The following is a 25,603-nucleotide window of genomic DNA, read 5'->3' as shown; positions in this document are numbered from 1 at the left end:
CTAGCCCAGAAACAGCGAGAAATGATCTTCGAGATAGCTCATATAGAGCCCCATCATCAGCGCCAGCAGCAGGGCAAAAAGGATCAGCCCGATGATGATATTGGCCGGCATGGCCATGAAGAACACTTGGATCTGCGGCATCAGCCGGCCGAGAATCCCCAGCCCCAGATAGAACACCAGCCCGAAGACCAGAAGCGGCGCGGCCATCTGTACGCCGATGACGAAAGACCGGGCGATGATCCGGGTCGCCATGTCGGCCGCGTCGCCCAGCATCAGCGGCGCGTCGGGCGGGAAATAGGTATAGCTTTCATAGATCCCCGCCAGCAGCATGTGGTGCATGTCGGTGGCAAGGATCAGCGTCACCCCGAGCATGGCGAGGAAATTGCCCACGATGGCGCCCTGCACGCCGGGCTGGGTGGGGTCTGAGGTCTGTGCCATGGACAGCCCCATCTGGAACGCGATGACCGCGCCGGCGACCTGCGCCGCCGTGAGGATCAGCCGCAGCAATCCCCCAAGGATGAAGCCCACCGCCAACTCGTGCCCGACCGCGGCCATCAGCCCGCCCACGCTCTGGGGCACGCTTCCCAGTTGCGGCAGCACCAGCGGATAGAGAAGGACGGCAAAAGCCAGCGCGAAGGTCAGCCGCAGCCGCGCCGGGATGGTCTGTTCCCCCAGGGCGGGCATGAGCATGAGCATGGTGCCGAGCCGGGCGAAGATGAGGAAGAAATAATAGGCGACGTCCGGGCCCCAGTTCACCGTCATGGGTTATCCGCCGACGATGATCATATCGACGATCTGGTCCATATAAGCGGCCATGGTCGCGCCCATGAAGGGCAGCGCCAGCAGCAGGGTGACGAAGATGGCGATGATCTTGGGCACGAAGACCAGGGTCATTTCCTGGATCTGGGTCAGCGCCTGGAAAAGGGCAATCACCACGCCGACCACGAGTCCCACGATCATCATCGGCGCGGCGAGGATGATCAGCGTCCAGATTCCCGATGTGGCGATGTCGAGCGTCGCGGCCCCACTCATGCGCCAGCCTCCTGCCCCGCGCGATTCGTTAACGACAGCTTACACCCAATCTTTCAGCCAAGGTGATTGTCGTGGGCCCGCCATTTGCAGCCCGCGCTCATGCCATCAGATCGGCATGCGCATGATTTCCTCATAGGCCGAGATCACCCTGTCGCGAAGGGTGACCATGGTCTCCATGGCGGTTTCAGTTTCGGCGAGGGCGGTCACCACGTCGATGACATTGGCCTTGCCATTCATCATGTCGATGCCGAGCTGATCGGAGGTCCGGCCCGCTTCGGCGACCGAATTGATCTGCTCGGCCAGCATCTGCCCGAAATTGGCGCCGCCGGCATTGGCGACGGGGGTCGAGGTCTTGCCCGCCGCCTGATCGGAAATCAGGCGCGAGATATTGCCGTAGGCGGCCGTCGCGGCATTGAAAGGCGTGCTCATCTAAAGGGCTCCCTAGCCGCGCAGGATGTCGAGGGTGCGCCCCAGCATCTGGCGCGACACGGTGACGACGTTGAGATTGGCCTCATAGGTGCGCTGGGCCTCGCGCATGTCCATGGTCTCGATCAGCGTGTTGATATTGGGATATTTGACATAGCCGTTCTCGTCCGCCGCCGGGTGCCCCGGCTCGTAGCGGCTATCGAAATCGCTCATGTCATAGGCGAGATGGCCCACCGAGACCTCATAGGCGCCCAGCTCGCGATTGAGCATGGCGTGGAAGGTCGGAATCTTGCGCCGATAAGGGTCCGCTCCCGGCGTATTGCCCGCCGAATCCGCATTGGCCATATTCTCGGCGATCACCCGCATGCGCGCCGTCTGGGCGTTGAGCCCCGAACCCGCGATCTTGATCGACGTCATGAAATCATTCATCTCGCGTCTCCCTGCGCCCGCCGCGCCATCATGCCTGCTTGCCCAGCGCGATGCGCATCAGGCGCATCGAGCGGGAATAGAGCGTGGTGGCGGCCTGGTAATCCATCTGGTTGGTGGTGACCTTCATCATCTCTTCCTCGAGCGTCACCCCATTGCCCTCGGGCATGATCTCGAAGCTGTTCATCGTCCGCGCGCCCATGGCCCGGCTGGCATTGCCGCCCACCGAGAAGTGCCGTGCATTGGTTGCCGCCGTGGTCACCGCGAGGCCCGACCGCCGCTCCGCATCCCCTACGGAAAAGGGCGAGAGGTCGCGCCCGCGATAGCCGGGCGTCTCCGCATTGGCGACGTTTTCGGCCAGCAGCGACTGGCGCGTCTGGTGCCATTGCATCTTGCCCTTCAGCGCCGCAAAGATCGGCAGGTCCCCGATAGCCATGTCGCGTGCGAATCTTTCGTTCCGGTCGCCAACTGGGCAAATTCTTCCCATCACATGGTTAACCACCCGTTAAGATTGCTGGCCGCCGGATGTCGAAACTTCCCAATTCTGGCCGCATAAAGGACTATGATAGGCAAGTCTTGCCCGCATGCTGGCGGAGCTTTATGTGTCTGGCCCTGCGGGAAACGATCATCAGGAGAACGATCTGTGGGATTTTTAACGAGCCTGTTCGGCGGCGAAACCAACGTCATCACCGTGGCCGTCGCTCTGGCCATCGTGCTGGTGCTCATCGTCCTGGCCATCTGGCTGGTCAAGTTCGTGGGCGATGCGACCAGCGGCGTCGGGCGCGGTCGCAACCGGCGCCTGCTGGTGATCGACTCCATCCCCATCGACAACAAGCGCCAGGCCGTGATCATCCGCCGGGACGAAACCGAGCACCTGATCGTCATCGGCGGGCCCAACGACCTCGTCGTCGAATCCGGCTTCGAGGCGCCCCAGGTCCAGCGCGTCCAGCGCCGCGTGCCGGCATCCGAGCCGGCGGTTCACCCGGCGCCGGCGCCCGAACCCCTCCACCGTCCCGCCCCCAAATCCCTGCGCCATACCGGCCTGCTACGCCCGGTGACCGACGACGAGCCCTCAATTGACGGGGGAAACTCGGACAAGACCGGCCGCCTCGCCCCCGACTCAGCTAAAAGCGTTGCCATGTCGGCATCCATCACCGTGGATCCCGAACCGGTGATCGAACCCAGGGAACGCGAATACGCTGAGCACGGCACCATCAAGCCCTGACCTGGAAAGGCGTCGCGGCCTTCGCCCCGGCGCCCGCTTGCTGTTGTGCCTCGGCCTTGCGGCCGCCGCCCTCGTCCTTCTCCCCTCGCTGGGCCATGCCCAGGACATCTCCATCGATTTCGGGGACGAGACCACGCTCACCGAGCGCGCCATCCAGATCATCGCGCTGATCACTATTCTGGCGCTGGCGCCCTCGATCCTGGTGATGGTCACCAGCTTCACCCGCATCGTGGTGGTGCTCTCGCTGCTGCGCACCGCCATCGGATTGCAGACCGCCCCGCCCAATTCGGTGATGATCTCGCTGGCGCTGTTCCTCACCGCCTTCATCATGGCCCCCACCCTGCAGCAAAGCTATGAGATGGGCATCGTGCCGCTCGTCGACGGCCAGGTCGAGCTCACCGAGGCGGTGGAGCTGGGGGCCGGCCCGCTGCACGAATTCATGCGCACCCATGTGCGCGACCGCGACCTGATGCTGTTTCTCGACCTCACCGACACGCCGGCTCCCGAAACGCCCGAAGCGCTCGAACTGCGCATCCTCATTCCGGCCTTCATGATCTCGGAACTCCGCCGCGCCTTCGAGATCGGCTTCCTGCTCTTCCTGCCCTTCGTCGTCATCGACATGGTGGTCGCGTCGGTGCTGATGAGCATGGGCATGATGATGCTGCCGCCGGTGATCATCTCCCTGCCCTTCAAGCTGATCTTCTTCGTGCTGGTCGATGGCTGGCACCTGGTCGCCGGCTCGCTCATCCGAAGTTTCGGGACCTGACCGGCGGGCTCAAAGGCTCGCCAGGGACTGCGTGCGCTCGGCGGCGCGCAGCGGGGTCAGCGCGTTTTCCCCCGCATAGGTCTCGCGATAGGCGTTGAGGAAGGCGTTGATCGACTCGGTATTGGCCACCTGCCGCGCGAGGTCGCGGATTCCGGCGGCGTTGATGTCCATCTCCTCGGTCACCAGGGCGAACATGGGCCATTCGGGCACCTGCGCCATGGCCTCCGAATACCGGGTCCGCAGCCGCGCCATGCCGATGGTGTCGTTGGCGAACAGATACCCCACGGCGGCCTTGATCACGTTCATGCGCGCCATGGGCGTCAGCGCGCCGTCATCGGCCTGCGGCGCATAGAGCAGTTCGATCTTCTCGCTGGCCTCGCGATAGCGCTTGGTCGACCACAGCGCCTCGATGCGCAGCAATTCGGCGTCGCGCCCGGTAAGCCCGGACAGGAGGTCGAGCGCCAGGGCCTGGCGGCCGGCGCTGATCAGCGCCCCGGCCTCCAGCACGCGCCGCTGGCGCTCCAGCCCCGGCGGCAGGCCCGCCAGCCGGGTGGCGCTGAGGACACTGAGCGCCGCATTGGGATCGTGGCCGGCCATATAGACCACCGCCAGGTCGGCGGCGACCTGGGCCCGCGCCGCCCCCTGCAGCCGGTTGTCGACCTGATATTGCAGCAGTTCCGCCGCCTGGCCGAGCAGGTCGACCTTGACCAGCCGCTCGGCCAGATTGCGGATCATCATGTCCCCATCCGACCCCGGCGGGGTGAGCTGGCGGAAATCGTAGTAGAGCGAAAGCGCCTCGATCGGCGGCAGCACATCGGCCTTGCCGTCGAGATAGAGCCCGGCGAACTCGATCCGCGCCCGCTCCAGCAGACGATCGAGCGCCGGCCCCGCCGCGATGGTGTTCGCCATGTCCTGGGTCATGACGAAGGCCTGCCGGTATTGGTCGTCGCGATAGAGAAGATCGGCGAGCTTTTCGCTCATGGCGACTTCGAGCGGCCCGCCGCGCCAGAGGGCCGCCTGCGCCGACAGGGCCGAGGCGGCCCGATGCACGTCCAGCCGCCCGGTTGCGTCGAGCAGTTCGATAGTGCGCAGCACCGCTTCGGCCGCACTGGGACGCCGGTCGGAGGCGATCACCCGTCCATAGCTCTCCAGCGCCTCGGTCTCGCGCCCGTTGAGATGGTCGAGCATGCCCGAGAACAACTCATATTGGGCCATCTGGTCGCGCGACAGGGTTGACAGCTCCACCCCGGCCAGCAGGTCGGCCGCCATGTCCGCGTCGCCCTGGGTCAGCGCCGCCCGGATCGCCGCCAGGGCGAACCGCGCCTGCACCCAATTGGGATAGTCCTTGACCACGCTGCGGGCACCCAGGGCGTCGAGGCGCGCCGAAGCCGGATCGATCCCCGCCTCCCCGCGCGCGATGGCGCGCCAGATCATGGCGTCGGCCTCGTCCCGCATCGGATCGGAATTGAGGATGGACAGCGCCTCCTGGGTGCGCCCCGCGAGCGTATTGGCCGCCGCCAGCGTCGCCAGCATCTCGGTTTCGAGCACCGTCTGCCGCAATTGGCTGGCCATCACGCCCAGCACCCCGATCGACTCATGGGCAAAGCCGTTGCCGAGGTAGAACTGCGCCAGATCGAGGCGCGCCATGTCGAGTTCACGCCCCTCGCTCGCCGCCGCCCGGGCCATCAGCTCGGCCCGCCGTTCCTCGAATTGCAGGGGATTGGGCACGTAATGCGCGACCAGATCCAGCGCGCTGTCTGTCCCGTTGATCGGCATGCGGAAGCGGACATCGGTTTCTTCCGAAACAGTCAGCCCGGTGGCCGCCGAGATGGCCACGGCCTCGCCCTCGATCGCCACCCGCACCCCATCATGCAGCGGCTTGATCACCAGCCCATGCGCCGAGCGTGGCGCGAGGAAATCCACATAGGCAAGATCCCGCACCACCCCTTGGGCCGGCGGCAGGGCCGTCACCACGTCGAGAATGTCGCCCACATCGGGATCGCGCAGCTGATGCACCTTGAACGGCCGGTGCAGCCCGGCGACGATCTCGTAGAAACCCGAAGCGCTGCGGCGGCGTTCGAAGGCGATCGGATCGGTGACGTCCAGAAGCGTATCGCCGAGCGAAATCACCCAGGATCGGCCCTCCGAGCCCAGCGTTGCCAGCCGATTCTGCGAAAGCTCCATGCGCACCACTTGCGACGCCCCCGCGGCCTGCACGGTAAACGCGCTCACCAGCCCATCGAGGATATCGCCGCCCGCCGCGCTCGGCTGGGCGATGGGGGTCGCGGTATCGAAGACCAGCCACACCACATTGCCGCGCCGGAACACCGCCGAAGGCGTCTCGGACGCGAACGGGAACACGACCCGTACCGTCGAGCCGATCGCGCTCACATGGGGAACGATGGCCTCGGGCGCCACGACCGGCGCCGCATCGGCAAGGCTCGGCATGCCCGCCTCCGCCTGCTCGGCCGCCGGCGTGGCCAGACCTTCCGCCGCGGCGATCAGGGCGGCCATGTCGAACCGGTCCGCTGCCGCAGCGGGATCGTCGATATCGAGCACGAACTGCGCCAGGCCGTTTTCGTAAAAGCGCAACGGCACGTCCTGGGCCAGCGTGAAGCGCAGTTCCGTCCCGCTGGGCGCGATATCGGCCGTTACCGAAGCGATCTGCGGCGGTAGGCCCGCGAGCAGCGGATAGAGATCGATGGGCACCGGCCAATCGAATTTCAGCCGCGCATCAAGCCCGTCCTGGCTGAATTCGGCCTTCGTGCCGACATTCCAGTCGAACATCACCCGCGTGAAGGTCGGATGCCGCCCAAGACTGATCAGGGCCCTGGGCCGGTATTCCTCGACCATTTCGGCCCGCCGCCGCTCTTCGGCGATCCGCGCCGCGCTCTCGGCGCGCTCGGCCAGCCGCGCGATCACCGGCTCGGGCAGGCCCGGCGGCGGCCCGCTCCAGCCGGTGGGCATCAGGTCGATATAGAGCTGTTCGCCGGCGGCGATGGTATTGATCCGCAAGGGCGCGCGCAGTCCCATGCGGATCGCTTCCCGGTCTGGATCGAACCGTACCACCGAAGCGTAGTCGCCGATGATCATGCCGACATCGGGCAGCGTGCCGTCCATCTCCACGCCGTCGAGCGCGATGATCAGTACCCCATTGTCCGCGCTCACCGTATAGGCCGGCAGGTTGAGGCGTTCGGGAAAGCTCAGGATCAGCCGGGCATATCCGTCCTGCGGCTCGGCCTCGAACGCGATGGGTTCCTGCGCAAATGCGGCGGCGACCAGCGGCAACGACAAAAACAGCGCCAGCGAGGCCTGCCTCGCAGCGCTGAACCAGCCTGCCCCGAACCCGGTCGTGCCGGACATTCTTCCGGTCGATCCCGATACTGGCGAGCGTCCACTTTTCTTCGTGGTCGAAAGCATTCTGCCTGCCGCCCTAACTCGTCGCAGAGCCTAGAAGGCAGCGCTTAAGATGCTCTTACCGCCAAGGAGGAAAGTCCCGGCTTATTGCCCGATGATCTGGGGAAGCTCGGCCATCTCGTCGACACCCGGCCGGAACAGGTCTGGGGCGTCGCTCTGCGCCAGCAGCACGGTCAGTTCCTGCGCCTTCACCGGCAGCATCTTGGCCATGATCGGCCCGAGCTTGCGGGGATTCATCTCCCGCCCCACCCGCACCAGGACGCCGGTTTCCAGATCGTTGAAGATGGTCGCGGCGTCGGCGGGCCGCATGTTCTCGTACATGGAGACCAGCGCGGCGAACTGCTCGGCCTCCTGGGTCTCCCGCGCATCGACCCCGGCATTGACGCTCGCTTCGAGCGCATCGAGTTCGGCCATGCGCTCCGCGATGCGCAATTCCGCCGCCTCGATCACCGCCAGCCGGGTTTCGAGCTCGGCGGCGAAGGCATCGAGCTCGGCCCGGCGCTCGGCCAGCCTTTGCAGGATGATATCGCCGGTCGCCTCATCATCCGCCGCAAAGGGCACCGCGTCCCCGGTCGCCGTCACCTCGAAAATATTGCCCGCCCCACCGGTTTCGGCGTCCGGCACCGCAGCGAAAACCGCTTCGGCAGCGGCTTCGAGGGGCGCGTCCACCGCAAAGGCCACATTGGCCCCGCCCAGCGTATAGCCCGCTCCGGTCACCAGCCCCACGGCCTTGAGCCCCAGCAGGGCGCTGGCCGCGACCACCACCACGGGCAACAGGCGGATCTGCTTCACGCCACATTCTCCCGCCGGCGCTGGTGGTCGTCGAGCGCCCGCAATGCGTCGCTGGCCCGCCTCGGCTCGCTCCGTCCCTCCTGGCTGCGCGCCGCTTGGGTGATGCGGGCGATGCGGTCCATCACCGTTTGCCCGGCATTGACGTGGTTGGCCAGCTCGATCGCGAAGCGCTCGGCCTCGTTGAGGCGCTGGTTGAGCCGCTCATCGGCCTCGATCGCGGTCTGCTTGAGCCCCTTGATCGCGCCATTGGCCATGGTCGTCGCCTGCACCAGATCGCCGATCATCTGCTGCAGGGCAGCGCGATCGGACTGCAAGTTCTTTATGCGCGTATTGAGCATCACGCAGTAACCGATTGTGATGGCCAGCAGAATGGCCACGCCAAGTTCGATCAGCAATCCCAGCGAAAGCCCCATGATCATTTGCCGTCCGCCTTTTCTTCCATGGCCTCGAAGGCCGCCATCGTCACCCTGGGCGGGTTGAGCGGCCGCGTGACGCGCACCGATACGTTCTTGCCGATATGCCCCATCACCGCCTTGGTGAGATCCACCTCGCCGCAACGCAGCGTCACCGGATCGCTCGGCGTCATGTCGAACATGATCGTGTCCCCGCTTTGAAGGCTCAAAACCTTCGACAGCGGCAGTTCCAATTCATGCAGCACGGCGGAAATCTCGGTATCGGCCGCGTAGATCTCGGTGGCCAGATGCCCCTCCCAGATCGGATCGCGGCCGAACTTTTCGCCCATATACATCTGGAGCAATTGCTCGCGGATCGGCTCGATCGTGGCATAGGGCAGCAGGATTTCGATCTTGCCGCCGCGATCGTCCATGTCGATGCGCAGCTCGACGAGGATCGCCGCATTGCCTGGGCGCGAGATGGTGGCGAAGCGCGGATTGGTCTCCATGCGGTCGAGCTTGAACGTCACGTGCCCCAGGGGCTCGAACGCCTTGTGCATGTCGTCGAGGATATGCTCGATCATCCGGCGCGCCAGCGCCATCTCGATGGTCGTATAGGGCCGCCCCTCGATGCGGATCACGCTCGACCCGCGCCGGCCGCCCAGCAGCACGTCGATCATGGAATAGATCAGCGAACTGTCGACGGTCAGAAGCCCGAAATTGTCCCATTCCTCCGCCTTGATCACCGACAGGATGGCCGGCAGCGGAATGGAATTGAGATAATCCCCGAACCGCACCGAGGTGATGGAATCGAGCGAGACCTCCACATTGTCCGAGGTGAAATTGCGCAGCGTGGTCGTCGCCAGCCGCACCAGGCGGTCGAAGGCGATCTCCAGCATGGGCAGGCGCTCATAGGACACCAGCGCCGAATTGATCAGCGCCCGCACCCCGCTCAGTTCCGCGCTGACCGCCGCGCTGGCATCGAAGCCGAAAAGCGAGTCGATCTCGTCCTGGTTGAGCACGCGGTCTTGGTCGTCGACGCCCGCCTCGGCCTCCAGCATGGCGGCCCAGTCTTCGCTCAACCCCGCATTCTTTGCGTCCGGTTCGGCCATGTTCGCCCTATTGCACCAGGATTTGCTTGAACAGGATATCGTCGACACTCGCCGGATAGACCGCGAGGTTCACCCGGCGCTGCAATTCTTCCTTGAGCCGGTAGATGCCGCTCGACCCCTCGAGGTCGGAGGGCCGCAATTCGCGCAGATAGACCTGGAACGCGTCGAGCACCCGCGACATGCGCGGCTCGATCGCCGCGACCATCGTCGGATCGCTCAATTCCAGCGCGATCTGCAATTTTAGATAGCCCGGCGCGCCGCTGCCCGTATTGAGGTTGACGGTGATTTCCGGCAGGTCGAGGAAATGCGGCTCGGCCACCGCCGCGAGCGCGCTGTCCCCGTTGCCCGAAAACAGCCCCGACCCCATCAGGGCCCAACCTCCGCCGCCGGCGGCAAGCAGCAGCCCGGCCGCGATGCCGCCCATGATAAGCAGCTTTCGGGAGCCCTTTTTCGCCGCGATCGGGGTGCCATTGCCGGCTTCAGTTACATCACTCATCGCAGCCCTTCCGAATCCCCCGTTTGCAAGGGATTTGCCCATTGCCACCAGCTAAGAGCGACAGGGTTAACGATTGGTTACCATTTGGCTGCGCATGGGCAATTTCTGCCGGGCAGGAACTTCCCCTTCATTAACCATAGCCGGCAATCCCTGCCACCTTGCTAACAACCAATCCATTGAATTTACAGGTCTTACACAACTGGCACGCCGCATGCATTGAACCCGGCGAGGCCCCGGGCTTGGGGAAGTCCGGCGCCTCGCACGATGAACGGGGAAACGCGCATGATCGAGAACGCGCAATTGATTGGTCTCTCGCGGCAGATGGCGCTCCGGCGCCAGCTCGACGTGGTGGCCAACAACGTCGCCAATATCAATTCGACCGGCTTCAAGGCCGAGGCGCTCCTGTTCGAGGAGTATATCATGCCCGTCGCCGCCGACCGTTCCTTCCCCGGCGGCAGCCAGCAGCTCTCCTATGTCCACGACTGGGCGACGCTGCACGACATGCAGCCCGGCAGTTTCACCCAGACCGGCAACCCGCTCGACGTGGCGCTGACCGGCCAGGGTTTTCTCACCGTCCAGGGCCCCGAGGGCATCCGCTACACCCGCAACGGCGCCCTCGAAATCGATGCCGATGGCGTGCTGGTCACCCAGAACGGCTATCCCGTCCTGTCCGAGGGCGGCAATACCATCGTCTTCAACCCCGACGAGATCGATATCGCCATCACCGCCGACGGCGTCATCTCCACCAATGCAGGCGCCAAGGGGCGGCTGGGCGTGGTCGAATTCGCCGATCCGCAGGAACTGACCCGTACCGGCGACACCATGTTCGCCGGCTCCACCCCCATGGCGGCCCAGTCGACCCGCGTGGTCCAGGGCTCGCTCGAGCGCTCCAACGTCTCCGGCGTCGCCGCCATGACCGAGATGATCAGGGTCACCCAGGCCTACACCTCGCTGGCCGACCTCATGAACAAGCAGGACGAGCTCCGCCGCTCGGCCATCCAGCGTCTCGGCGACGCGCAAGCATAGCCATAAAGGATCACACCGATGAAAGCCCTCTACATCGCATCGACCGGCATGGCCGCGCAGGAGCGCAATGTCGAAGTCATCTCCAACAACATCGCCAATATGCGCACCACCGGCTTCAAGCGCCAGCGCGCCGAATTCCAGGACCTGCTCTACCAGGCCTATCGCCGCGCCGGCTCCTCGACCTCGGAGGCCGGCACCCAGGTCCCGGTCGGCATCGAGATCGGCTCGGGCGTCAAGGTCTCGGCCACGTCGCGCGTCATGAGCCAAGGCAATGTCGCCCCCACCGAGAAGGAACTCGATCTCGCCATCCGCGGCGAGGGCTTTTTCACCATCACCCTGCCCGATGGCCGCACCGCCTATACCCGCGACGGCACCTTCGAGCGCGACGGCGCCGGCCGCATGGTGACCGTCGACGGCTATGAGGTCGAGCCCGGCATCATCATCCCCGAGGACGCCACCGCGGTATCGATCAGCCGCGACGGCATCGTCGAGGCCTTCATCAACCAGGGCAGCGAACCGGTCCAGCTCGGCCAGATCCAGATGGCCCGCTTCGTCAACAAGGCCGGCCTTGAATCCATGGGCGACAATTTGTTTCTCGAAACCGCCGCCTCGGGCCAGCCCCAGATCGGCGTGCCGGGCATGGATGGCATGGGCTCGCTCCTCCAGGGCTATCTCGAAAGCGCCAATGTCAATGCGGTGACAGAGATGGCCGACCTGATCTCCGCCCAGCGCGCCTATGAAATGAACGCCCGCGTCATTTCCGGCGCCGACCAGATGCTGCAGGCCACCGCCCAGCTCCGCTGATTGACTCGACATAAGAATGACAAGGGACTGATCGATGTTCGTTTCGCTCCTCAAACGCGCCAGCCTCTCGCTCGCCATCGCCGCCATCGCGAGCTCGGCCTTCGCCATGCCGGTCCTGCGCGGCGACATCACCGTTTCTGCCCCCATCGTCACCATTGGCGACCTGTTCGAGAACGCCGGGCTAAAGGCCGAAACGGCGATTTTCCGCGCCCCCGCTCCGGGCACCACCGGCACGGTCACCCTTGACGACATCGCCTCGGCCGCCGGCGCCGCAGGCATCACCGAGTTCGAGCCCGCCGGCCTCACCGCCATCAGGGTGTCGCGCGCCGGCACCGCTATCGACCTGCCGCTGATCGCCGATCTCATCGAGTCCGATCTGCGCCAGCGCGGCATCCTCACCGAGGGCATGCAGATGGAGCTTTCGCTCGACGCGCCCCTGCCCGCCCTTGCCGCCACCGACGCCGCCCGGCCCGCCACGCTCGAAATCCTGCGCTATATGCCCGGCTCGGCTTCCATCTCGGCCCGCTTCCTCGTCTCGGGCGCCAGCGCGCCCCTCGATATTTCCGGCCAGATCCAGCTCATGGTCGAGGCCCCGCACCTGGCCCGCACCCTACCCGAAGGCGCCGTGCTGGGCGCCGACGACGTCGTCATGCGCCTCGTCCCGCTCGCCTATGCCGAAACCGCCGGTCTCGTCGCCTATCAGGAGGCGATTGGCATGCAGCTCCAGCGCCAGACCCGCGCCGGGGTCATGCTGCGCCCCGCCGACATCGCCGCGCCGCAGGTGGTGGGCCGCAACGAAACCGTCACCATTATCTATCGCGAGGGCGCGCTGACCCTCACCGCCACCGGCAAGGCCCTCAACGCCGCCAGCCTCTCGCAACCGGTCTCGGTGCTCAACACCATGTCCAACAAGGTGCTTCTGGGCACGGCGACCGGCAATGGCACCGTCACCATTCTCTCCGGACCGCAGCAGGTGGCCGGGCTCTGATTCTTTCACCGCACCGGACGTGGGGACGTCTGGCCGACAACCAACGGGGAACCGACATGAAATCCGCATTCAAGATCGCAGCCGGCCTGCTCCTGGTCTCGCTGCTCGCCGCTTGCAGCACCACCGATCGCCTCGCCAATGTGAGCCGCGCTCCGGCCCTCACGCCAATCACCGATCCCACCGTCACCGCCGGATACCGCCCGGTGACCATGCCCATGCCCGCCGCCGAGCCGGCCGTCTATCAGGCCAATTCGCTGTTCCGCTCCGATGCGCGCGGCTTTTTCAAGGACCAGCGTGCCAGCAAGGTCGGCGACATCCTCACCGTCCTCGTCACCATCGACGACAATGCCCGGATCGGCAACACCACCACCGCCTCGCGCTCCTCGTCCAACACCACCGGGCTGGGCGGCGCGCTGGGCTCGATCTTCAATTCCATCACCCCGGCCGACGTCTCCCCCGACGCCGCCATCGGCACCAGCTCGGGCATCAACAATACCGGCAACGGCTCGGTGAACCGCTCCGAGCAGATCACCACCCAGGTGGCCGCCGTGGTGACCCAGGTGCTGCCCAATGGCAATCTGGTCATCGAGGGACGGCAGGAAGTCCGGGTCAATTTCGAGGTGCGCGACCTGATCGTCGTCGGCATCGTCCGCCCCGAGGATATCGGCTCGGACAACACCATTTCCTCCACCAAGATCGCCGAGGCCCGCATCGCCTATGGCGGCCGCGGCCAGATCACCGACGTACAGCAGCCCCGCTACGGCCAGCAGATCCTCGACGCCATCCTGCCCTTCTAGCGGCAAAAAGTCCCCAACCGCCTGCCGCTTCCCCCATTGTGCGGCAGCCGGTTCCCGGCCCGTCTTCCCCGTCGGGCCGGATCGAAAGAAGGGCGCAGCCTCCCCGCTGCGCCCTTTTTTCCTGGGCCCGGCCAGGCATCTGCCCGCCCTTTCCATCCTCCGCCTCCGGCGCTACAACCCGGCAAAGCCTCATCGCCGGAGTCCCCCAATGTCCTACGCCGAACTCGAAGCCCTCGGGCGCAAGCTCGAATCCATCGATCACGCCATTGCCATCCTCTCGGCCGACGAAGCGACCAACATGCCGGTGGGCGGCGGCGAAAAGCGCGCCGAATCGGTTTCCTACCTCCACGGCCTGCGCCACGAAACCGCCACCGCGCCGCAGATCGCCGACTGGATCGCCAGCGCCGAAGCCGAGGACCTGTCGGACGACGAAAAACTGGGCCTGCGCGAATTCACCCGCGTCTATACCAACGCCACCTGCCTGCCCGCCGACTTCGTCCGCCGCAAATCCCAGGCCGAGATGCGCTCGGAACAGCTCTGGCGCGACCTGCGGGCCAAGAACGACTGGGCGGGGTTCGCCCCTGCCCTGGAAGGCGTGGTCGCCCTGGCCCGCGAAGAGGCCCGCATGCGCGCCGATGTGCTCGGCCTCGCTCCCTATGACGCGCTGATGGAGCAATTCGACCCCGGCAACCGGATGGCGGACGTCGCCCCGGTTCTCGACAAGCTCAAGGCTTTCCTCGTCGATTTCGTCCCCGCCGCCATCGAGGCGCAGCAACGTCGCCACGCCGCCCGCCCCCTGAAAACCGTCCAGGGCCCCTTCCCCATGGAAAGGCAGCGCGAGCTGGGCTTGTCCATGATGCAGGCGCTCGGCTTCGATTTCACCCATGGCCGGCTCGACGTTTCCCACCACCCCTTCTGCGGCGGCGTGCCCACCGATGTGCGCATGACCACCCGCTATCGCACCGACGATTTCCTCACCGCGCTCATGGGCGTCCTGCACGAAACCGGCCACGCGCTCTACGAGCAGGGCTTGCCCAAGGGGCTCTCCCATCTTGCGGTCGGCCAGGCGCGCGGCATGGCGATGCATGAAAGCCAGTCGCTGTTCGTCGAGCAGCAGCTCGCCCACGCCCCGCAATTCTGGCAATGGGCCATGCCGATCGTCAGCCGGCATCTGGGCGAGGATGCCCTGGCCGGTTGGGACATTGAGGATGTGGTCGCGGCGGTCAACAAGGTCGAGCGCGGCTTCATCCGCGTCGACGCCGACGAAGTGACCTACCCCCTCCACATCATCCTGCGTTTCGAGCTCGAACAGGCGCTGATCGGCGGCGATCTCGAAGTCGCCGACCTTCCCGAGGCGTGGGACGCCAAGATGACCGAATATCTGGGCCTGTCCACCATCGACAACCCCAGGGACGGCCCCATGCAGGACGTGCACTGGCCGGCCGGCGCCTTCGGCTATTTCCCCAGCTATACCCTGGGCGCCATGATCGCCGCCCAGCAATGGGCGACCATCGAAGCCAGCCAGCCCGATGTCCTCGAACACATCACCCGCGGCAATTTCTCCACCGTCAACCAATGGCGCAGCGACAATATCTGGACCGAGGCCTCGCGCCATTCCACCCCCGACCTCTTGCAGCGCGCCACCGGCAAGACCCTCGATCCCGAGATTTTCATCGCCCATCTCAAGAAGCGCTACGGCTGAACGCGCCGGCACCGGCCACTCCCCGGGGGCGGGTGCGCCTTGACATCCCCCACGCCTTTCCTATCTTTTCTCCCATCGTCAACGCCAACAGGATGTGTGCCCCGATGGATTTCGCCCCGACCGCAACCCTTTCTTGCCTCGGACCGGATTCCATCACCCATGCCTGCACACATCACCCTTTCCGCCCTCAGCTACGCAACGCCTGACGGCCACCCGCTCTTCACCGATCTCGATCTCGCCTTCCCGGCCCAGCGCACCGGCCTTGTGGGCCGCAACGGCGTGGGCAAATCGACGCTGCTCAAGCTGATCACCGGCCAGTTGACGCCGCAATCGGGCGCGGCGACTGTCGAGGGCACCATTGGTATCTTGCGCCAGACCCTGCAACCGGAACCCGGCGAAACCCTCGCCGGCTTTTTCGGCGTGCGCGACGCCCTCGACATCCTGGCCCGTGCCGAAGCGGGCACCGCATCGGCTGACGAGCTGGCCAATGCCGACTGGCTGCTCGAAAGCCGCCTCGCCGAAGCCCTTGACCGCTTCGGCCTCGCCATCGCCCCGCAAACTCCGCTCGAAACCCTGTCCGGCGGCCAGCGCACGCGGGCCATGCTGGCCGCGCTGGTGTTCTCCGCCCCCGACTTCATCCTCTTGGACGAGCCCACCAACAATCTCGACCGCGACGGGCGCGAGGCGGTGATCGCCCTCCTCTCCTCCTGGCGCGGCGGCGCCATCGTGGTCAGCCACGACCGCGAACTGCTCGACACCCTCGATCAGATCGTCGAGCTCACCACGCTGGGCGCCACCACCTATGGCGGCAATTATTCTTTCTACCGGGAGCGCAAGGCCATCGAACTCCTCGCCGCCGAGCACGATCTCGCCCATGCCGAAAAGCGCATCGCCGAAGTGGGCCGCAAGGCCCAGCAGACCCGCGAGCGCCAGGCCCGCCGCGACCGCGCCGGACGCCAGCAGAAGGCACGCGACGACATTCCGCGCATCATCCTCGGCCGCGAAAAGGATTACGCGGAGAAAAATGCCGGCGACAACGCCCGCCTCGCCGCCCGCCAGCGCGAGGACGCCGAGGCCGGCGCCGCCGCCGCGCGCCGGAAGGTCGAAATCCTCCAGCCGGTCAGCGTCGACCTGCCCTCGACCCATTTGCCGCCCGGCAGGAAGGTCCTTTCCATCGACGCCCTCACGGCCGGCTACGACCCCGAGGCCCCCATCCTGCGCGATTTTTCCCTCGCCATCACCGGCCCCGAACGTCTTGCGCTGACCGGCCCCAACGGCTCGGGCAAGTCGACCCTGTTGCGGACCATCACCGGCGAACTGCCGCCCCTTTCGGGCACGCTCGCCGTCCACGTCCCCATGGCGCTGCTCGACCAGCAGGTGAGCCTTCTCGACCCGGCCCTCTCGATCCGGGACAACTTCCTCGCGCTCAACCCCGGCGCCGGGGAGAATGCCTGCCGCGCCGCCCTCGCCCGCTTCAGGTTCCGCGCCGATGCCGCGCTGCAGCGCGTCTCCAGCCTCTCAGGCGGCGAAACCCTGCGCGCCGGGCTCGCCTGCGTGCTGGGCACTGATACCCCGCCGCAATTGCTCATTCTGGACGAGCCGACCAATCACCTCGATCTCGATTCGATCGCGGCGGTGGAAGCGGGCCTTTGCGGCTATGACGGCGCCCTCCTCGTCGTCAGCCATGATCGCCCCTTCCTCGAAGCGATCGCGATAAGCGGGGAGATCGCTCTGGACTGATCCGGAAAGGCGCGGTATCCATTTGCAGGTCCGGACTAATGGGTATAGAGCAGACTCATTATACCCCCTATTTCCTGCCTCGTTACTTTCCCAAGAGTTGTCCATGTTCGGGATCGATCCCAGTTTCCTCTCCTCCCTCGCGCAGGTCATCATGATCGACCTGGTCCTGGCGGGGGACAACGCTGTCGTCATTGGCCTGGCCGCTGCCGGTCTGCCCTCTGACCTGCGCCGACGCGCCATTCTCATCGGCATTATCGCCGCCACGGTGATGCGCATCGGCTTCGCCCTCGTCACCACCCAGTTGCTTTCGCTCGGTGGCGGCCTCCTTATCGCCGGCGGCTTGCTGCTGCTCTGGGTCTGCTGGAAGATGTACCGCGAGCTGACGGTCACCGAGGCCGAGGAGATCGAGGCCACCGAGGCGCTGACCGACAGCGACCTCAATGCCGATGGCACGGTTTCGGGCAAGGCCCCGCGCAAGACCCTGCGTCAGGCGGTCATCCAGATCATCATCGCCGACGTCTCGATGTCGCTCGACAACGTGCTTGCGGTGGCCGGCGCCGCCCAGCACCACGTGGAAGCCCTGATCTTCGGGCTGGCGCTGTCGGTCGTGCTCATGGGCGTCGCGGCGACCTATATCGCCCGCCTGCTGCACCGTTTCCGCTGGATCGCCTGGGTGGGCCTCGTGCTTATCCTCTATGTCGCGATCCGCATGTTCTATGAAGGCGCCGCCGATTTCATAGACCTGCCACACCTGCCATTCCTGTAACGGCGAAGGCCCGCTCCCCGGAGCGGGCCTTTTTCCTTGACGGCTTAAGGCCAAATAAAAAAGCCCCGCCGACATCGCCGGCGGGGCCTTTCAATGTTCAGCCGGATGGCCTGGCGATCAATCGTCGCGATAGACCTTTTCGCGGCGCTCGTGCATTTCCTGCGCCTCGAGACTCAGCGTGGCGATGGGACGGGCATCGAGCCGGGCCAGCCCGATCGGCTCGCCGGTCTCTTCGCAGAACCCGTAGGACCCATCGTCGATCCGCTTCAGCGCCGCATCGATCTTGGAGATCAGCTTGCGCTGGCGGTCGCGGGTGCGCAGTTCCAGCGCCCGGTCGCTCTCCGACGAGGCCCGGTCGGCCATGTCGGGATGGTTGGTGCTCTCTTCCTGAAGATTTTCGAGCGTCCCCCGGCTCTCGCGCAGGATTTCCTCTTTCCATGCGTTGAGCTTCTTGCGGAAATACTCCCGCTGGCGGGCATTCATGAATTCCTCGTCCTCGGACGGACGATAGTCATCGGCAAGGGTGGCAACCGACATCGACAGACTCACTCCCCTGGAACCCAAATCGCCGCCTGTATAGTGGCCGAGCGCCGCCGGGGCAATTCAAAACTGCCCGGCCCGCTAACATCGCCGTGATGAGCATCCGGTTCCGGTCACAGCGCCGGATACTGCCCGAGCTTGGCCAGTTCCACCCGGACCCGCAATTCTATGTCGGCGAGGAGCGCATCAAGGCCCGGCTCGGTGGCCGTCTTGGCCTGCCGCAGCAGCGCCACGGCGCGGTTGAGCCGCCCCTCGCCCACCCGGCCCAGCAACAGGTCGGTCTGCATGTCCTCGAGCGCGTCGAGCAATTGATTGCCGCGCCGCACCGCCTTGCGCCGGCCCGTGGTCGCATCGTCCACCGCCTGCAGCGCCAGCAGCGCGTCGATCCCCGCGGCGGCGACGCTCGCCCCCGCCGCATGCGATCGCACCGCCATCCGCTCGGCCTCGGGCCGGAAGGCCTCGCCCCCCGCCCCCGCCCGCGCCGGCCCGGCCTGGCGATTGGTTGAATGAATGCGCCCCGTTCCATCGATCCGCATGCGGTTCGACTCCATCTTGGCAAAACCCGACGCGGCAGATTTTGCCCATAGCCGTTAATATTGCCTTAACCATGCGGCAAATCCTGCCCAGCACCCCTGTGCCACCCACGCCTGCCCGCATATTGGGCGGATAAATTTCTTTATATTTCAATGGATTGATGTCACTGCCCCGCACTTGGCACGGCATTCGCTTTATGGGGACCGACAATCGGGCCCGTGCCGTGGGGACGGCCAGCCAGAAGAAAAACCGGGGAATCGCCGCAATGACCAACCGCCTGTTCCGAACCGCCCTCGCGCTCGTCACGGCCCTCGCCGTGGCCGCGGCGCCCATGGCGGCCACGGCAGCGCCCGCCCGCATCAAGGATATCGTCGATATCGAGGGCATTCGCGACAACCAGCTGGTCGGCTACGGCCTCGTGGTCGGCCTCAACGGCACCGGGGACGGGCTCAACAATACCCCCTTCACCCGCCAGTCGCTCACCGCCATGCTCGAACGCATGGGGGTCAATACGCGCGGGGAAAACCTGCGCACGGCCAATGTCGCCGCCGTGATGGTCACCGCCAACCTGCCGCCCTTCTCCACCCAGGGCACCCGTATCGACGTGACGGTGTCTGCCCTCGGCGACGCCACCAGCCTGCAGGGCGGCACGCTGCTGGTCACCCCGCTGCTGGGCGCCGATGGCGAGGCCTATGCCATCGCCCAGGGCGCCGTTTCGGCCAATGGCTTTTCCGTCCAGGGCGATGCCGCCAGCTTCGTGTCCGGCGTCCCGACCACCGGCAAGGTCTCCTCGGGCGGCCTCGTCGAGCGGGAGATCGGCTTCTCGCTCGCCGCCGAGCACTCGGTCCGGCTCTCGCTGCGCAACCCCGATCTCACCACCTCGCGCCGCATCGCTCTCGCCATCAACGACCTGATCGGGCTCCCCGTGGCCGTCCCGACCGATCCGGCCAATGTCAGGCTCACCCTGCCCAACCATTTCAACGGCAATATCGTCGACCTCCTGACCGACATCGAACAGCTCGTCGTGCAGACCGACCAGGTGGCCCGCATCGTCATCAACGAGAATTCCGGCATCATCGTCATCGGCCGCGATGTCCGGGTTTCCAGCCTCGCCATCGCCCACGCCAATCTCACCATTTCAATCGCCGAGAATCCGCAGGTGGTGCAGCCCGCGCCCTTTTCGCAAGGCCAGACCGCCATCGAGCCGCGCACCCAGATCGACGTCGCCGAGGATGGAACCCATCTCGCCGTGGTGCCCGAATCCATTTCCCTGCAGGAACTGGTCGACGGCCTCAATGCCCTGGGCATCTCCCCGCGCGACCTGATCGCTATTCTCCAGACCATCAAGGCCTCGGGCGCGCTCCAGGCCGAAATCGAGGTGATCTGATGACCATCGCCATCGCCCCGGGCTTCGCCACCCTGCCCAACGCCGCCTCGGCTGCCGAGCGCCTGCGCGAGCAGGCCGTCGAGCTCGAAGGCATCTTCCTCAACACCCTGGTCTCGGAAATGTTCAAGAGCCTCGAAACGGACTCCGAGAACGGGTTTGGCGGCGGTTACGCCGAAGAGACCTGGCGCGGCATGATGGCCGAGCAATATTCCAGCGAGATGGCCCGCGCCGGCGGCATCGGCATCGCCGACCAGATGGTCGCCCATCTCATCGAAGCCCAGGCCGCGGCGACCAGCACGGCCGACCTCAACGCGATTGGAGCCTATTCCCGATGACCGCCGCTGACCGTCTGGCCGCACTCGAAAGCCTCGATTCCGAAACCCTGTGCGCCCGCGCCGAAACCGCCCTCGCCGCCCTGGTCGAGGTGATGAACCGCGAAACCACCTTCCTGCGCGCCGGCCATATGCGCGAGGCCACCGCCCTCACCGCCGAAAAGACCCAGCTCGCCCAGGACTATGTCGGGCTGGCCCGCGCCGTTCAGCGCGTTTCCGCGCGGTTGAAGGCCGAAGCGCCCGAGCGCGTCGAAGCCCTGCGCCGCCGCCATGAATCGCTCGCCACGCAAATGGCCGAGAACCTGCGCGTCCTCGCCACCGCCCGCTCGCTCACCGAAGCGGTGCTGACCGATGTGGCGCGATCGGTGGGCGCCACCACCGCGCCAAAGACCTATGGCGCGCCTGGCACCGCGCAGCGGGCCCAGAGCGAAACCATCCAGGGCCTGTCCATCAACCGTGCCCTCTGACCGGAGCGGACGATTTAAATCAAAATGAGACGCCGCGCCTAACGCGCTCGCCACCCCTCCGGCACATTATGCCCGGCAGATTTTGCCGCGAGCCTGAGGGAATGGTTAACGCGTGACCGGCCTCGTCACCTTGCAGCAGGGCCCCCTGGGGGTGGCTGCTTCCACCACCCGCTCCGTGCGCCGGCCGGGCGCGTCACGGCGCGCGCGCATTAGCGATACAGCCAGTGCCAGGCTCGATGCCGACACCCCCTTCACGCCGCATCAAAACCCGCCCGAACCAGAAAATGACGTTACCCTCAAAGGGCTTGCGCCGCCCGTCGCGCCGTCGACCCTCCTCGAGGCCAGCCTGATTTCCGCCAACCTGCCCCCTGAGCAGAACGCCGCTTCCTTAGCCTCGCGGGAGCATCTTTCGGGCTGGACGCCGCCGCAATCCACCCTCGTCCTCCGCGACCGCTCCGTCTGAGTCGCAATCGTTAATTTCCCGCCCCGCGATGAGGATTCGTTAACCATTCGGTAGCACCTGCTCTCCCATTCTATGGTTAACGCGCTCCTAATGGGGTGATTCTTCAAACGCGATTTCGGAACGGGGGTTCTGAGCTATGTCTGACGTGACGCTTTCCAAGGCAGTGCGTTCCAACCTTCTGCACCTGCAGAACACCGCCAAACTGATGGACATCACTCAGGAACGTCTGGCGACCGGCAAGAAGGTCAATTCCGCGCTCGACAACCCGACCAATTTCTTCACCTCCGAGGCGCTCAATGCCCGGGCGGCGGATCTCAACTACCTGCTCGATTCCATCAGCAACGCCGTCCAGACCCTGACCATGGCCGACAACGGCATCAAGGCCATCACCGACCTCATCGAATCGGCGCAATCGAGCGCGCGGCAGGCCCTGCAATCGGCGCCCCCGGTCACCAAGGTGACTGGCACGCTCTCGATCGCCGACGACATTCCGGCCCGCGTCACCGGCGGCTATCCCCTAGGCTCCCAGGCCCTGCCGTTCGGCGGCACCGAGAGCACCATCGTCATCAACAACGAGACCTTCACCTATCGCGCCGGCCAGCCCGCCAGCGCCGCCGCCAACCAGTTCAATACGCTCGATCAGCTCAACGACCTCCTGCGCGACCGCAACATCAGCGTGCGCGCGAGCGTCTCGTCCTCATATTACAGCGACTATCTGCAACTCGACGGCCTCATCAATGACAAGCCGTTCACCGTCTCCGGTCCGATCGCATCGAACTACCTCAACTCAAGCGCCCCAACCGCGACCCGCACCTATGAGCCGACCAATCCCGACCTGCGGGATAGCCAGGTCTGGAACAAGACGCTCGATATCCACGCCGGCGGCATCACGAGAAGCATCCGGTTCGGCAACGGCCCCAACGAGGTATCGACCAAGGCCGAACTGGCAAAGGCGCTGACCGAACAGCTCGACAATGTCAGCGCCAAGCTGGTCGGCGACAAGATCGAGATCAGCACCAAGAACGGCGATGCCTTCGAAATCCTCAACACCACCTCCGATCCCATCGACGTGGACAGCGACAACGTCGATTTCTTCGGCCTCCGGCATGGGGAAAAGGTCGTCCCGGGCGGGGACAGCCAGCGCAAGGGCTATGTGACGCAGTTCAACGGCGTGCTCGACCAGCTCGACCAACTGGCCAAGGATGCGAGCTATAACGGCATCAACCTTTTGTTCGGGCAGCACCTCGAGGTCCTGTTCAACGAGGAAGGCACCAGCAAGCTCAATATCGAAGGCACCACCCTCGACCATGTTGGGCTCGGCCTCAGCCGGCTGGACGACAATGCCTTCGATTCAAATTCCAGCATCAATGCGGTTCTCGACAAGCTCAAGGGCAGCCTCGACCAGCTCCGCAGCCGCGCCTCCCAGCTCGGCTCGAACCTCTCCGTGGTCAAGAACCGCGAGAACTTCACCAAGGAGATGATCAACACGCTGCAGACCGGCGCCGCCAATCTCACCCTCGCCGACACCAATGAGGAAGGCGCCAACATGCTGGCCCTGCAGACGCGCCAGCAATTGTCCCAGACCGCGCTGTCCCTTGCCAGCCAGGCCGACCAGGCGGTTCTCCGGCTGTTCGGCTGATCGTGAGCAGCTTGCAAGGCGATTGATCAAAGGCGGGCCCGGCCCGCCTTTTTTTGTTGCGCTGGCATTGATGCGAACGATCCATTTAACCAAACTTTAGAGGATATCGCCGCAGTGTCGCATCGGCCGCCTCAGGAAGAGGCGCTGAAATTATGATCCTAGAAAGGGATATAGATGTCCAACATCACGCTTTCGGCTGGCGTCCGCCAGAACCTGCTTTCTCTCCAGAGCACTGCCGATATGATGGCCTCGACGCAGAACCGGCTCGCAACCGGCAAGCGCGTCAACTCCGCCATTGACAACCCGACCAACTTCTTCACTGCCCAGACCCTGAACGGACGCGCCTCCGAACTCAGCAACCTGATGGACTCCATGTCCAATTCGATCAAGACGATCGAAGCGGCCGACAATGGTATCAAGGCCATCACCAAACTGGTCGAAAGCGCCCAGTCCACCGCTCGCCAGGCCTTGCAGAACGCCGAGTCGCAGACGACGATGATCGAAGGCGCGGGCCTGATCACTCCGAGCGGCACCGGCGGCACCTCCAAGGCTCAGGCGGAAAACCAGTCGCTGAGCGCCATCGGTTTCGATACCGGAGACACGCTGACCGTCACCACGTCGAAGGACGGGGTCGATCAGACCTTCACCTTCACCATGGGCACCACGACCAATGCCGATGGCTCGCCTGTGTCGACCGTCAAGGACCTGGTGGGCGCGATCAATGCTTCGGGCGTGGCCAGCGCTTCCGTAACCGACAACGGCAAGTTCAAGCTGACCACCACTTCGGACAAAGAACTCAGCGTTTCCGTGTCCTCGGCCGACGCTTCGGACTCCTCGACCGAAGTCGATGCCGCCGCGGGTCTTGGGCTGACCAATATCACGGCCGGCGACGTGACCCGCACGTTTACCGACGGCGCTGCGGCAGGTGATGCCGACGTCCTCACCCTTGCCAGCACGGCCGCCGGCAGCTCGGTCAATAACGACAAGCTGGTCGCTCAGTTCAACGACATTCTCTCCGAGATCGACAAGCTCGCGGGCGATGCCGACTATAACGGCATCAACCTTCTCAAGTCCGGCAATACCCTGAAGATTGCCTTCAACGAGAAGACCGGCACGGCAAAGTCGGAAATGACGCTGAACGGCATCGACACGACCTCCTCGGGTCTCGACCTGACGGCAGCGACCTCGCTCGATGCGACCGAAGCCGAAAGCCGCCTGGAAAAGCTCTCGGGCGCCCTGCGCACCCTCCGCGAGACCTCGTCCAGCCTCGGCTCCAACCTGTCGACCGTGCAGGCCCGCAAGGACTTCACCAACAACATGATCAACACCCTCGAAACGGGTGCGGACAATCTGGTGCTGGCCGATACCAACAAGGAAGCCGCAAACCTTCTCGCCCTGCAGACCCGTCAGCAGCTGTCCTCGACCGCCCTGTCGATGGCTTCGCAGGCCGATCAGGCCGTGCTGCGTCTGTTCTAAGCGAGCCGCTTCAAGCGATCACGAAAGGGCGGTCTTCGGGCCGCCCTTTTCATTTGCGGCCAGACCCGACATATTCTGGGAAAGTCGGAGGAACAGAATCATGGCGCTGAAAGTCGAGCTCAAGCCGGGAGAAAAGCTTCTGGTCGGCAGTTGCATCGTCACCAATTCCGATCAGCGCACCCGGCTGTTCATCGAGGGCCAGGCGCCGATCCTGCGCGAAAAGGACATCCTCTCCCCCAGCACCGCCGACACCCCCGCCAAGGCCGTCTATCTCGCCGTGCAGATCATGTATGTCGAAGGCGATGTCGAGAAAATCTCCAAGGACTATTTCGAGCTGATCAACCAGGTGATCAAGGCCGCGCCATCGACCCTCCCCTTTGTCGACGCAATCAATAATGAGATATTAACCGGCGATCTCTACAAAGCTCTCAGGGCAGCCAGGAAGCTGATCGACTACGAAAGGGAATTGCTGGGCAATGTACAATCAGGGGGCACTCGCATACCAGAAGACGGCTCAGCAAACCGCTGATCCCCGCACCCTTGAAGCCACGCTTTTGTCGCGTTCGGCTGCGCACCTGCAGGCCATTCGGGACACCTGGCCCGAGCGCCAGAACGAGCTCGAAGTCGAGCTGACCAAAAATCGCAAGATCTGGTCCATCTTCATCCAGTCGGTCACCCGCGAAGACAGTCCCCTCCCCCGGCAGCTGCGGGAGAACATCGCCAATCTCGGCATTTTCATCATGGGCCAGACCTATGAGATGCTGCTGACCCGCGATCCCGCCAAGCTCGATGCGCTGATCGACATCAATCGCCAGATTTCCGCCGGCCTGCGCGGCAAGGGCTGACCCCTCTCGCGCC

General features: G+C 65.0%; 29 protein-coding genes. 17 read left to right on the top strand and 12 right to left on the bottom strand.

Annotation, left to right across the window (positions count from 1 at the left end; genetic code table 11):
* The 5 genes from fliR to flgB all read right to left on the bottom strand — a co-directional run bounded on the left by fliR (window position 1) and on the right by flgB (window position 2,320).
* Window positions 1-762 (bottom strand): flagellar biosynthetic protein FliR, encoded by a 762-nt coding sequence (gene fliR, locus DVH29_RS02475; RefSeq protein ID WP_114644568.1) that lies wholly within the window; start codon window positions 760-762, stop codon window positions 1-3.
* A gap of 3 nt (window positions 763-765) precedes the next feature.
* Window positions 766-1,032, bottom strand: a complete 267-nt coding sequence (gene fliQ, locus DVH29_RS02470) for a flagellar biosynthesis protein FliQ (protein WP_114644567.1) — start codon at window positions 1,030-1,032, stop codon at window positions 766-768.
* A gap of 105 nt (window positions 1,033-1,137) precedes the next feature.
* Window positions 1,138-1,461 (bottom strand): flagellar hook-basal body complex protein FliE, encoded by a 324-nt coding sequence (fliE, locus tag DVH29_RS02465; RefSeq protein ID WP_114644566.1) that lies wholly within the window; start codon window positions 1,459-1,461, stop codon window positions 1,138-1,140.
* Between the two features lie 12 nt (window positions 1,462-1,473).
* A complete protein-coding gene (gene flgC, locus DVH29_RS02460; RefSeq protein WP_114644565.1) occupies window positions 1,474-1,887 on the bottom strand; it encodes a flagellar basal body rod protein FlgC in 414 nt (137 codons plus the stop codon).
* A 28-nt stretch (window positions 1,888-1,915) separates the two neighbouring features.
* A complete protein-coding gene (flgB, locus tag DVH29_RS02455; RefSeq protein ID WP_114644564.1) occupies window positions 1,916-2,320 on the bottom strand; it encodes a flagellar basal body rod protein FlgB in 405 nt (134 codons plus the stop codon).
* Between the two features lie 207 nt (window positions 2,321-2,527).
* On the opposite strand from flgB, the gene DVH29_RS02450 reads away from it, so the two are divergent.
* The gene (locus tag DVH29_RS02450; RefSeq protein WP_158541531.1) at window positions 2,528-3,109 is read left to right on the top strand and encodes a flagellar biosynthetic protein FliO; all 582 of its coding nucleotides are present in this window, start codon (window positions 2,528-2,530) and stop codon (window positions 3,107-3,109) included.
* A gap of 37 nt (window positions 3,110-3,146) precedes the next feature.
* On the top strand, window positions 3,147-3,875 hold the full coding sequence (fliP, locus tag DVH29_RS02445) for a flagellar type III secretion system pore protein FliP (RefSeq protein ID WP_211198137.1): 729 nt from the start codon (window positions 3,147-3,149) through the stop codon (window positions 3,873-3,875).
* A 9-nt stretch (window positions 3,876-3,884) separates the two neighbouring features.
* Here fliP and DVH29_RS02440 read toward each other — a convergent pair whose 3' ends face one another.
* The 5 genes from DVH29_RS02440 to DVH29_RS02420 all read right to left on the bottom strand — a co-directional run bounded on the left by DVH29_RS02440 (window position 3,885) and on the right by DVH29_RS02420 (window position 10,084).
* On the bottom strand, window positions 3,885-7,238 hold the full coding sequence (locus DVH29_RS02440) for a hypothetical protein (RefSeq protein ID WP_114644562.1): 3,354 nt from the start codon (window positions 7,236-7,238) through the stop codon (window positions 3,885-3,887).
* A gap of 138 nt (window positions 7,239-7,376) precedes the next feature.
* Window positions 7,377-8,084, bottom strand: a complete 708-nt coding sequence (locus tag DVH29_RS02435) for a MotE family protein (protein ID WP_114644561.1) — start codon at window positions 8,082-8,084, stop codon at window positions 7,377-7,379.
* Window positions 8,081-8,503, bottom strand: a complete 423-nt coding sequence (locus DVH29_RS02430; protein ID WP_114644560.1) for a DUF6468 domain-containing protein — start codon at window positions 8,501-8,503, stop codon at window positions 8,081-8,083. The genes DVH29_RS02435 and DVH29_RS02430 overlap by 4 nt, the downstream gene beginning before the upstream one ends.
* On the bottom strand, window positions 8,500-9,588 hold the full coding sequence (gene fliM, locus DVH29_RS02425) for a flagellar motor switch protein FliM (protein WP_114644559.1): 1,089 nt from the start codon (window positions 9,586-9,588) through the stop codon (window positions 8,500-8,502). Before fliM ends, DVH29_RS02430 begins: the two co-directional genes overlap by 4 nt.
* Before the next feature lie 7 nt (window positions 9,589-9,595).
* Window positions 9,596-10,084 carry a flagellar basal body-associated FliL family protein gene (locus DVH29_RS02420; protein WP_114644558.1) on the bottom strand — a complete coding sequence of 163 codons (489 nt, stop codon included), beginning with the start codon at window positions 10,082-10,084 and terminating at the stop codon, window positions 9,596-9,598.
* Window positions 10,085-10,366: 282 nt separating this feature from the next.
* Here DVH29_RS02420 and flgF point away from each other — a divergent pair, with 282 nt between their 5' ends.
* The 7 genes from flgF to DVH29_RS02385 all read left to right on the top strand — a co-directional run bounded on the left by flgF (window position 10,367) and on the right by DVH29_RS02385 (window position 17,907).
* Window positions 10,367-11,110 carry a flagellar basal-body rod protein FlgF gene (gene flgF, locus DVH29_RS02415; RefSeq protein WP_342769864.1) on the top strand — a complete coding sequence of 248 codons (744 nt, stop codon included), beginning with the start codon at window positions 10,367-10,369 and terminating at the stop codon, window positions 11,108-11,110.
* An 18-nt stretch (window positions 11,111-11,128) separates the two neighbouring features.
* The gene (flgG, locus tag DVH29_RS02410; protein WP_114644557.1) at window positions 11,129-11,914 is read left to right on the top strand and encodes a flagellar basal-body rod protein FlgG; all 786 of its coding nucleotides are present in this window, start codon (window positions 11,129-11,131) and stop codon (window positions 11,912-11,914) included.
* A 34-nt stretch (window positions 11,915-11,948) separates the two neighbouring features.
* Complete coding sequence (gene flgA / locus DVH29_RS02405; protein WP_114644556.1) at window positions 11,949-12,902, top strand: flagellar basal body P-ring formation chaperone FlgA; 954 nt, start codon at window positions 11,949-11,951, stop codon at window positions 12,900-12,902.
* 56 nt (window positions 12,903-12,958) lie between these two features.
* Window positions 12,959-13,699 (top strand): flagellar basal body L-ring protein FlgH, encoded by a 741-nt coding sequence (gene flgH, locus DVH29_RS02400; RefSeq protein WP_114644555.1) that lies wholly within the window; start codon window positions 12,959-12,961, stop codon window positions 13,697-13,699.
* Window positions 13,700-13,907: 208 nt separating this feature from the next.
* Window positions 13,908-15,401 (top strand): carboxypeptidase M32, encoded by a 1,494-nt coding sequence (locus tag DVH29_RS02395; RefSeq protein WP_114644554.1) that lies wholly within the window; start codon window positions 13,908-13,910, stop codon window positions 15,399-15,401.
* Between the two features lie 159 nt (window positions 15,402-15,560).
* Window positions 15,561-17,141, top strand: coding sequence for an ABC-F family ATP-binding cassette domain-containing protein (locus DVH29_RS02390; protein WP_114644553.1), 1,581 nt, complete (start codon window positions 15,561-15,563; stop codon window positions 17,139-17,141).
* Between the two features lie 103 nt (window positions 17,142-17,244).
* Window positions 17,245-17,907 carry a YjbE family putative metal transport protein gene (locus DVH29_RS02385; RefSeq protein WP_114644552.1) on the top strand — a complete coding sequence of 221 codons (663 nt, stop codon included), beginning with the start codon at window positions 17,245-17,247 and terminating at the stop codon, window positions 17,905-17,907.
* A gap of 117 nt (window positions 17,908-18,024) precedes the next feature.
* Here the strand turns inward: DVH29_RS02385 and dksA are convergent, their stop codons facing one another.
* Window positions 18,025-18,444 carry an RNA polymerase-binding protein DksA gene (gene dksA / locus DVH29_RS02380; protein ID WP_114644551.1) on the bottom strand — a complete coding sequence of 140 codons (420 nt, stop codon included), beginning with the start codon at window positions 18,442-18,444 and terminating at the stop codon, window positions 18,025-18,027.
* Between the two features lie 116 nt (window positions 18,445-18,560).
* Window positions 18,561-18,983, bottom strand: a complete 423-nt coding sequence (locus DVH29_RS02375) for a flagellar assembly protein FliX (RefSeq protein ID WP_158541530.1) — start codon at window positions 18,981-18,983, stop codon at window positions 18,561-18,563.
* Window positions 18,984-19,246: 263 nt separating this feature from the next.
* Here DVH29_RS02375 and DVH29_RS02370 point away from each other — a divergent pair, with 263 nt between their 5' ends.
* The 8 genes from DVH29_RS02370 (at window position 19,247) to flaF (ending at window position 25,590) form a co-directional block, all read left to right on the top strand.
* Window positions 19,247-20,368: a flagellar basal body P-ring protein FlgI gene (locus tag DVH29_RS02370; RefSeq protein ID WP_114644668.1), complete on the top strand. Its 1,122-nt coding sequence runs from the start codon at window positions 19,247-19,249 to the stop codon at window positions 20,366-20,368.
* Entirely contained in the window at window positions 20,368-20,703 is a 336-nt protein-coding gene (locus tag DVH29_RS02365) for a rod-binding protein (protein ID WP_114644549.1), read from the top strand. The genes DVH29_RS02370 and DVH29_RS02365 overlap by 1 nt, the downstream gene beginning before the upstream one ends.
* A complete protein-coding gene (locus DVH29_RS02360; protein WP_114644548.1) occupies window positions 20,700-21,167 on the top strand; it encodes a hypothetical protein in 468 nt (155 codons plus the stop codon). Before DVH29_RS02365 ends, DVH29_RS02360 begins: the two co-directional genes overlap by 4 nt.
* A gap of 112 nt (window positions 21,168-21,279) precedes the next feature.
* Window positions 21,280-21,630 carry a hypothetical protein gene (locus DVH29_RS02355; RefSeq protein WP_114644547.1) on the top strand — a complete coding sequence of 117 codons (351 nt, stop codon included), beginning with the start codon at window positions 21,280-21,282 and terminating at the stop codon, window positions 21,628-21,630.
* A 136-nt stretch (window positions 21,631-21,766) separates the two neighbouring features.
* The gene (locus tag DVH29_RS02350) at window positions 21,767-23,269 is read left to right on the top strand and encodes a flagellin N-terminal helical domain-containing protein (RefSeq protein WP_245944859.1); all 1,503 of its coding nucleotides are present in this window, start codon (window positions 21,767-21,769) and stop codon (window positions 23,267-23,269) included.
* 174 nt (window positions 23,270-23,443) lie between these two features.
* Window positions 23,444-24,745 (top strand): flagellin N-terminal helical domain-containing protein, encoded by a 1,302-nt coding sequence (locus tag DVH29_RS02345; protein WP_114644546.1) that lies wholly within the window; start codon window positions 23,444-23,446, stop codon window positions 24,743-24,745.
* A gap of 100 nt (window positions 24,746-24,845) precedes the next feature.
* Window positions 24,846-25,274 carry a flagellar biosynthesis repressor FlbT gene (gene flbT, locus DVH29_RS02340; protein ID WP_114644545.1) on the top strand — a complete coding sequence of 143 codons (429 nt, stop codon included), beginning with the start codon at window positions 24,846-24,848 and terminating at the stop codon, window positions 25,272-25,274.
* Entirely contained in the window at window positions 25,222-25,590 is a 369-nt protein-coding gene (gene flaF, locus DVH29_RS02335; protein ID WP_114644544.1) for a flagellar biosynthesis regulator FlaF, read from the top strand. The genes flbT and flaF overlap by 53 nt, the downstream gene beginning before the upstream one ends.
* The last annotated feature ends 13 nt before the right edge of the window (window positions 25,591-25,603 follow it).

It is taken from the genome of Pelagibacterium lacus (assembly GCF_003345525.1).
GTDB classification, from domain to species: domain Bacteria; phylum Pseudomonadota; class Alphaproteobacteria; order Rhizobiales; family Devosiaceae; genus Pelagibacterium; species Pelagibacterium lacus.
The sequence above is the reverse complement of the archived record's forward strand: the minus strand, read 5'-3'. Positions and strand labels throughout refer to the sequence as shown.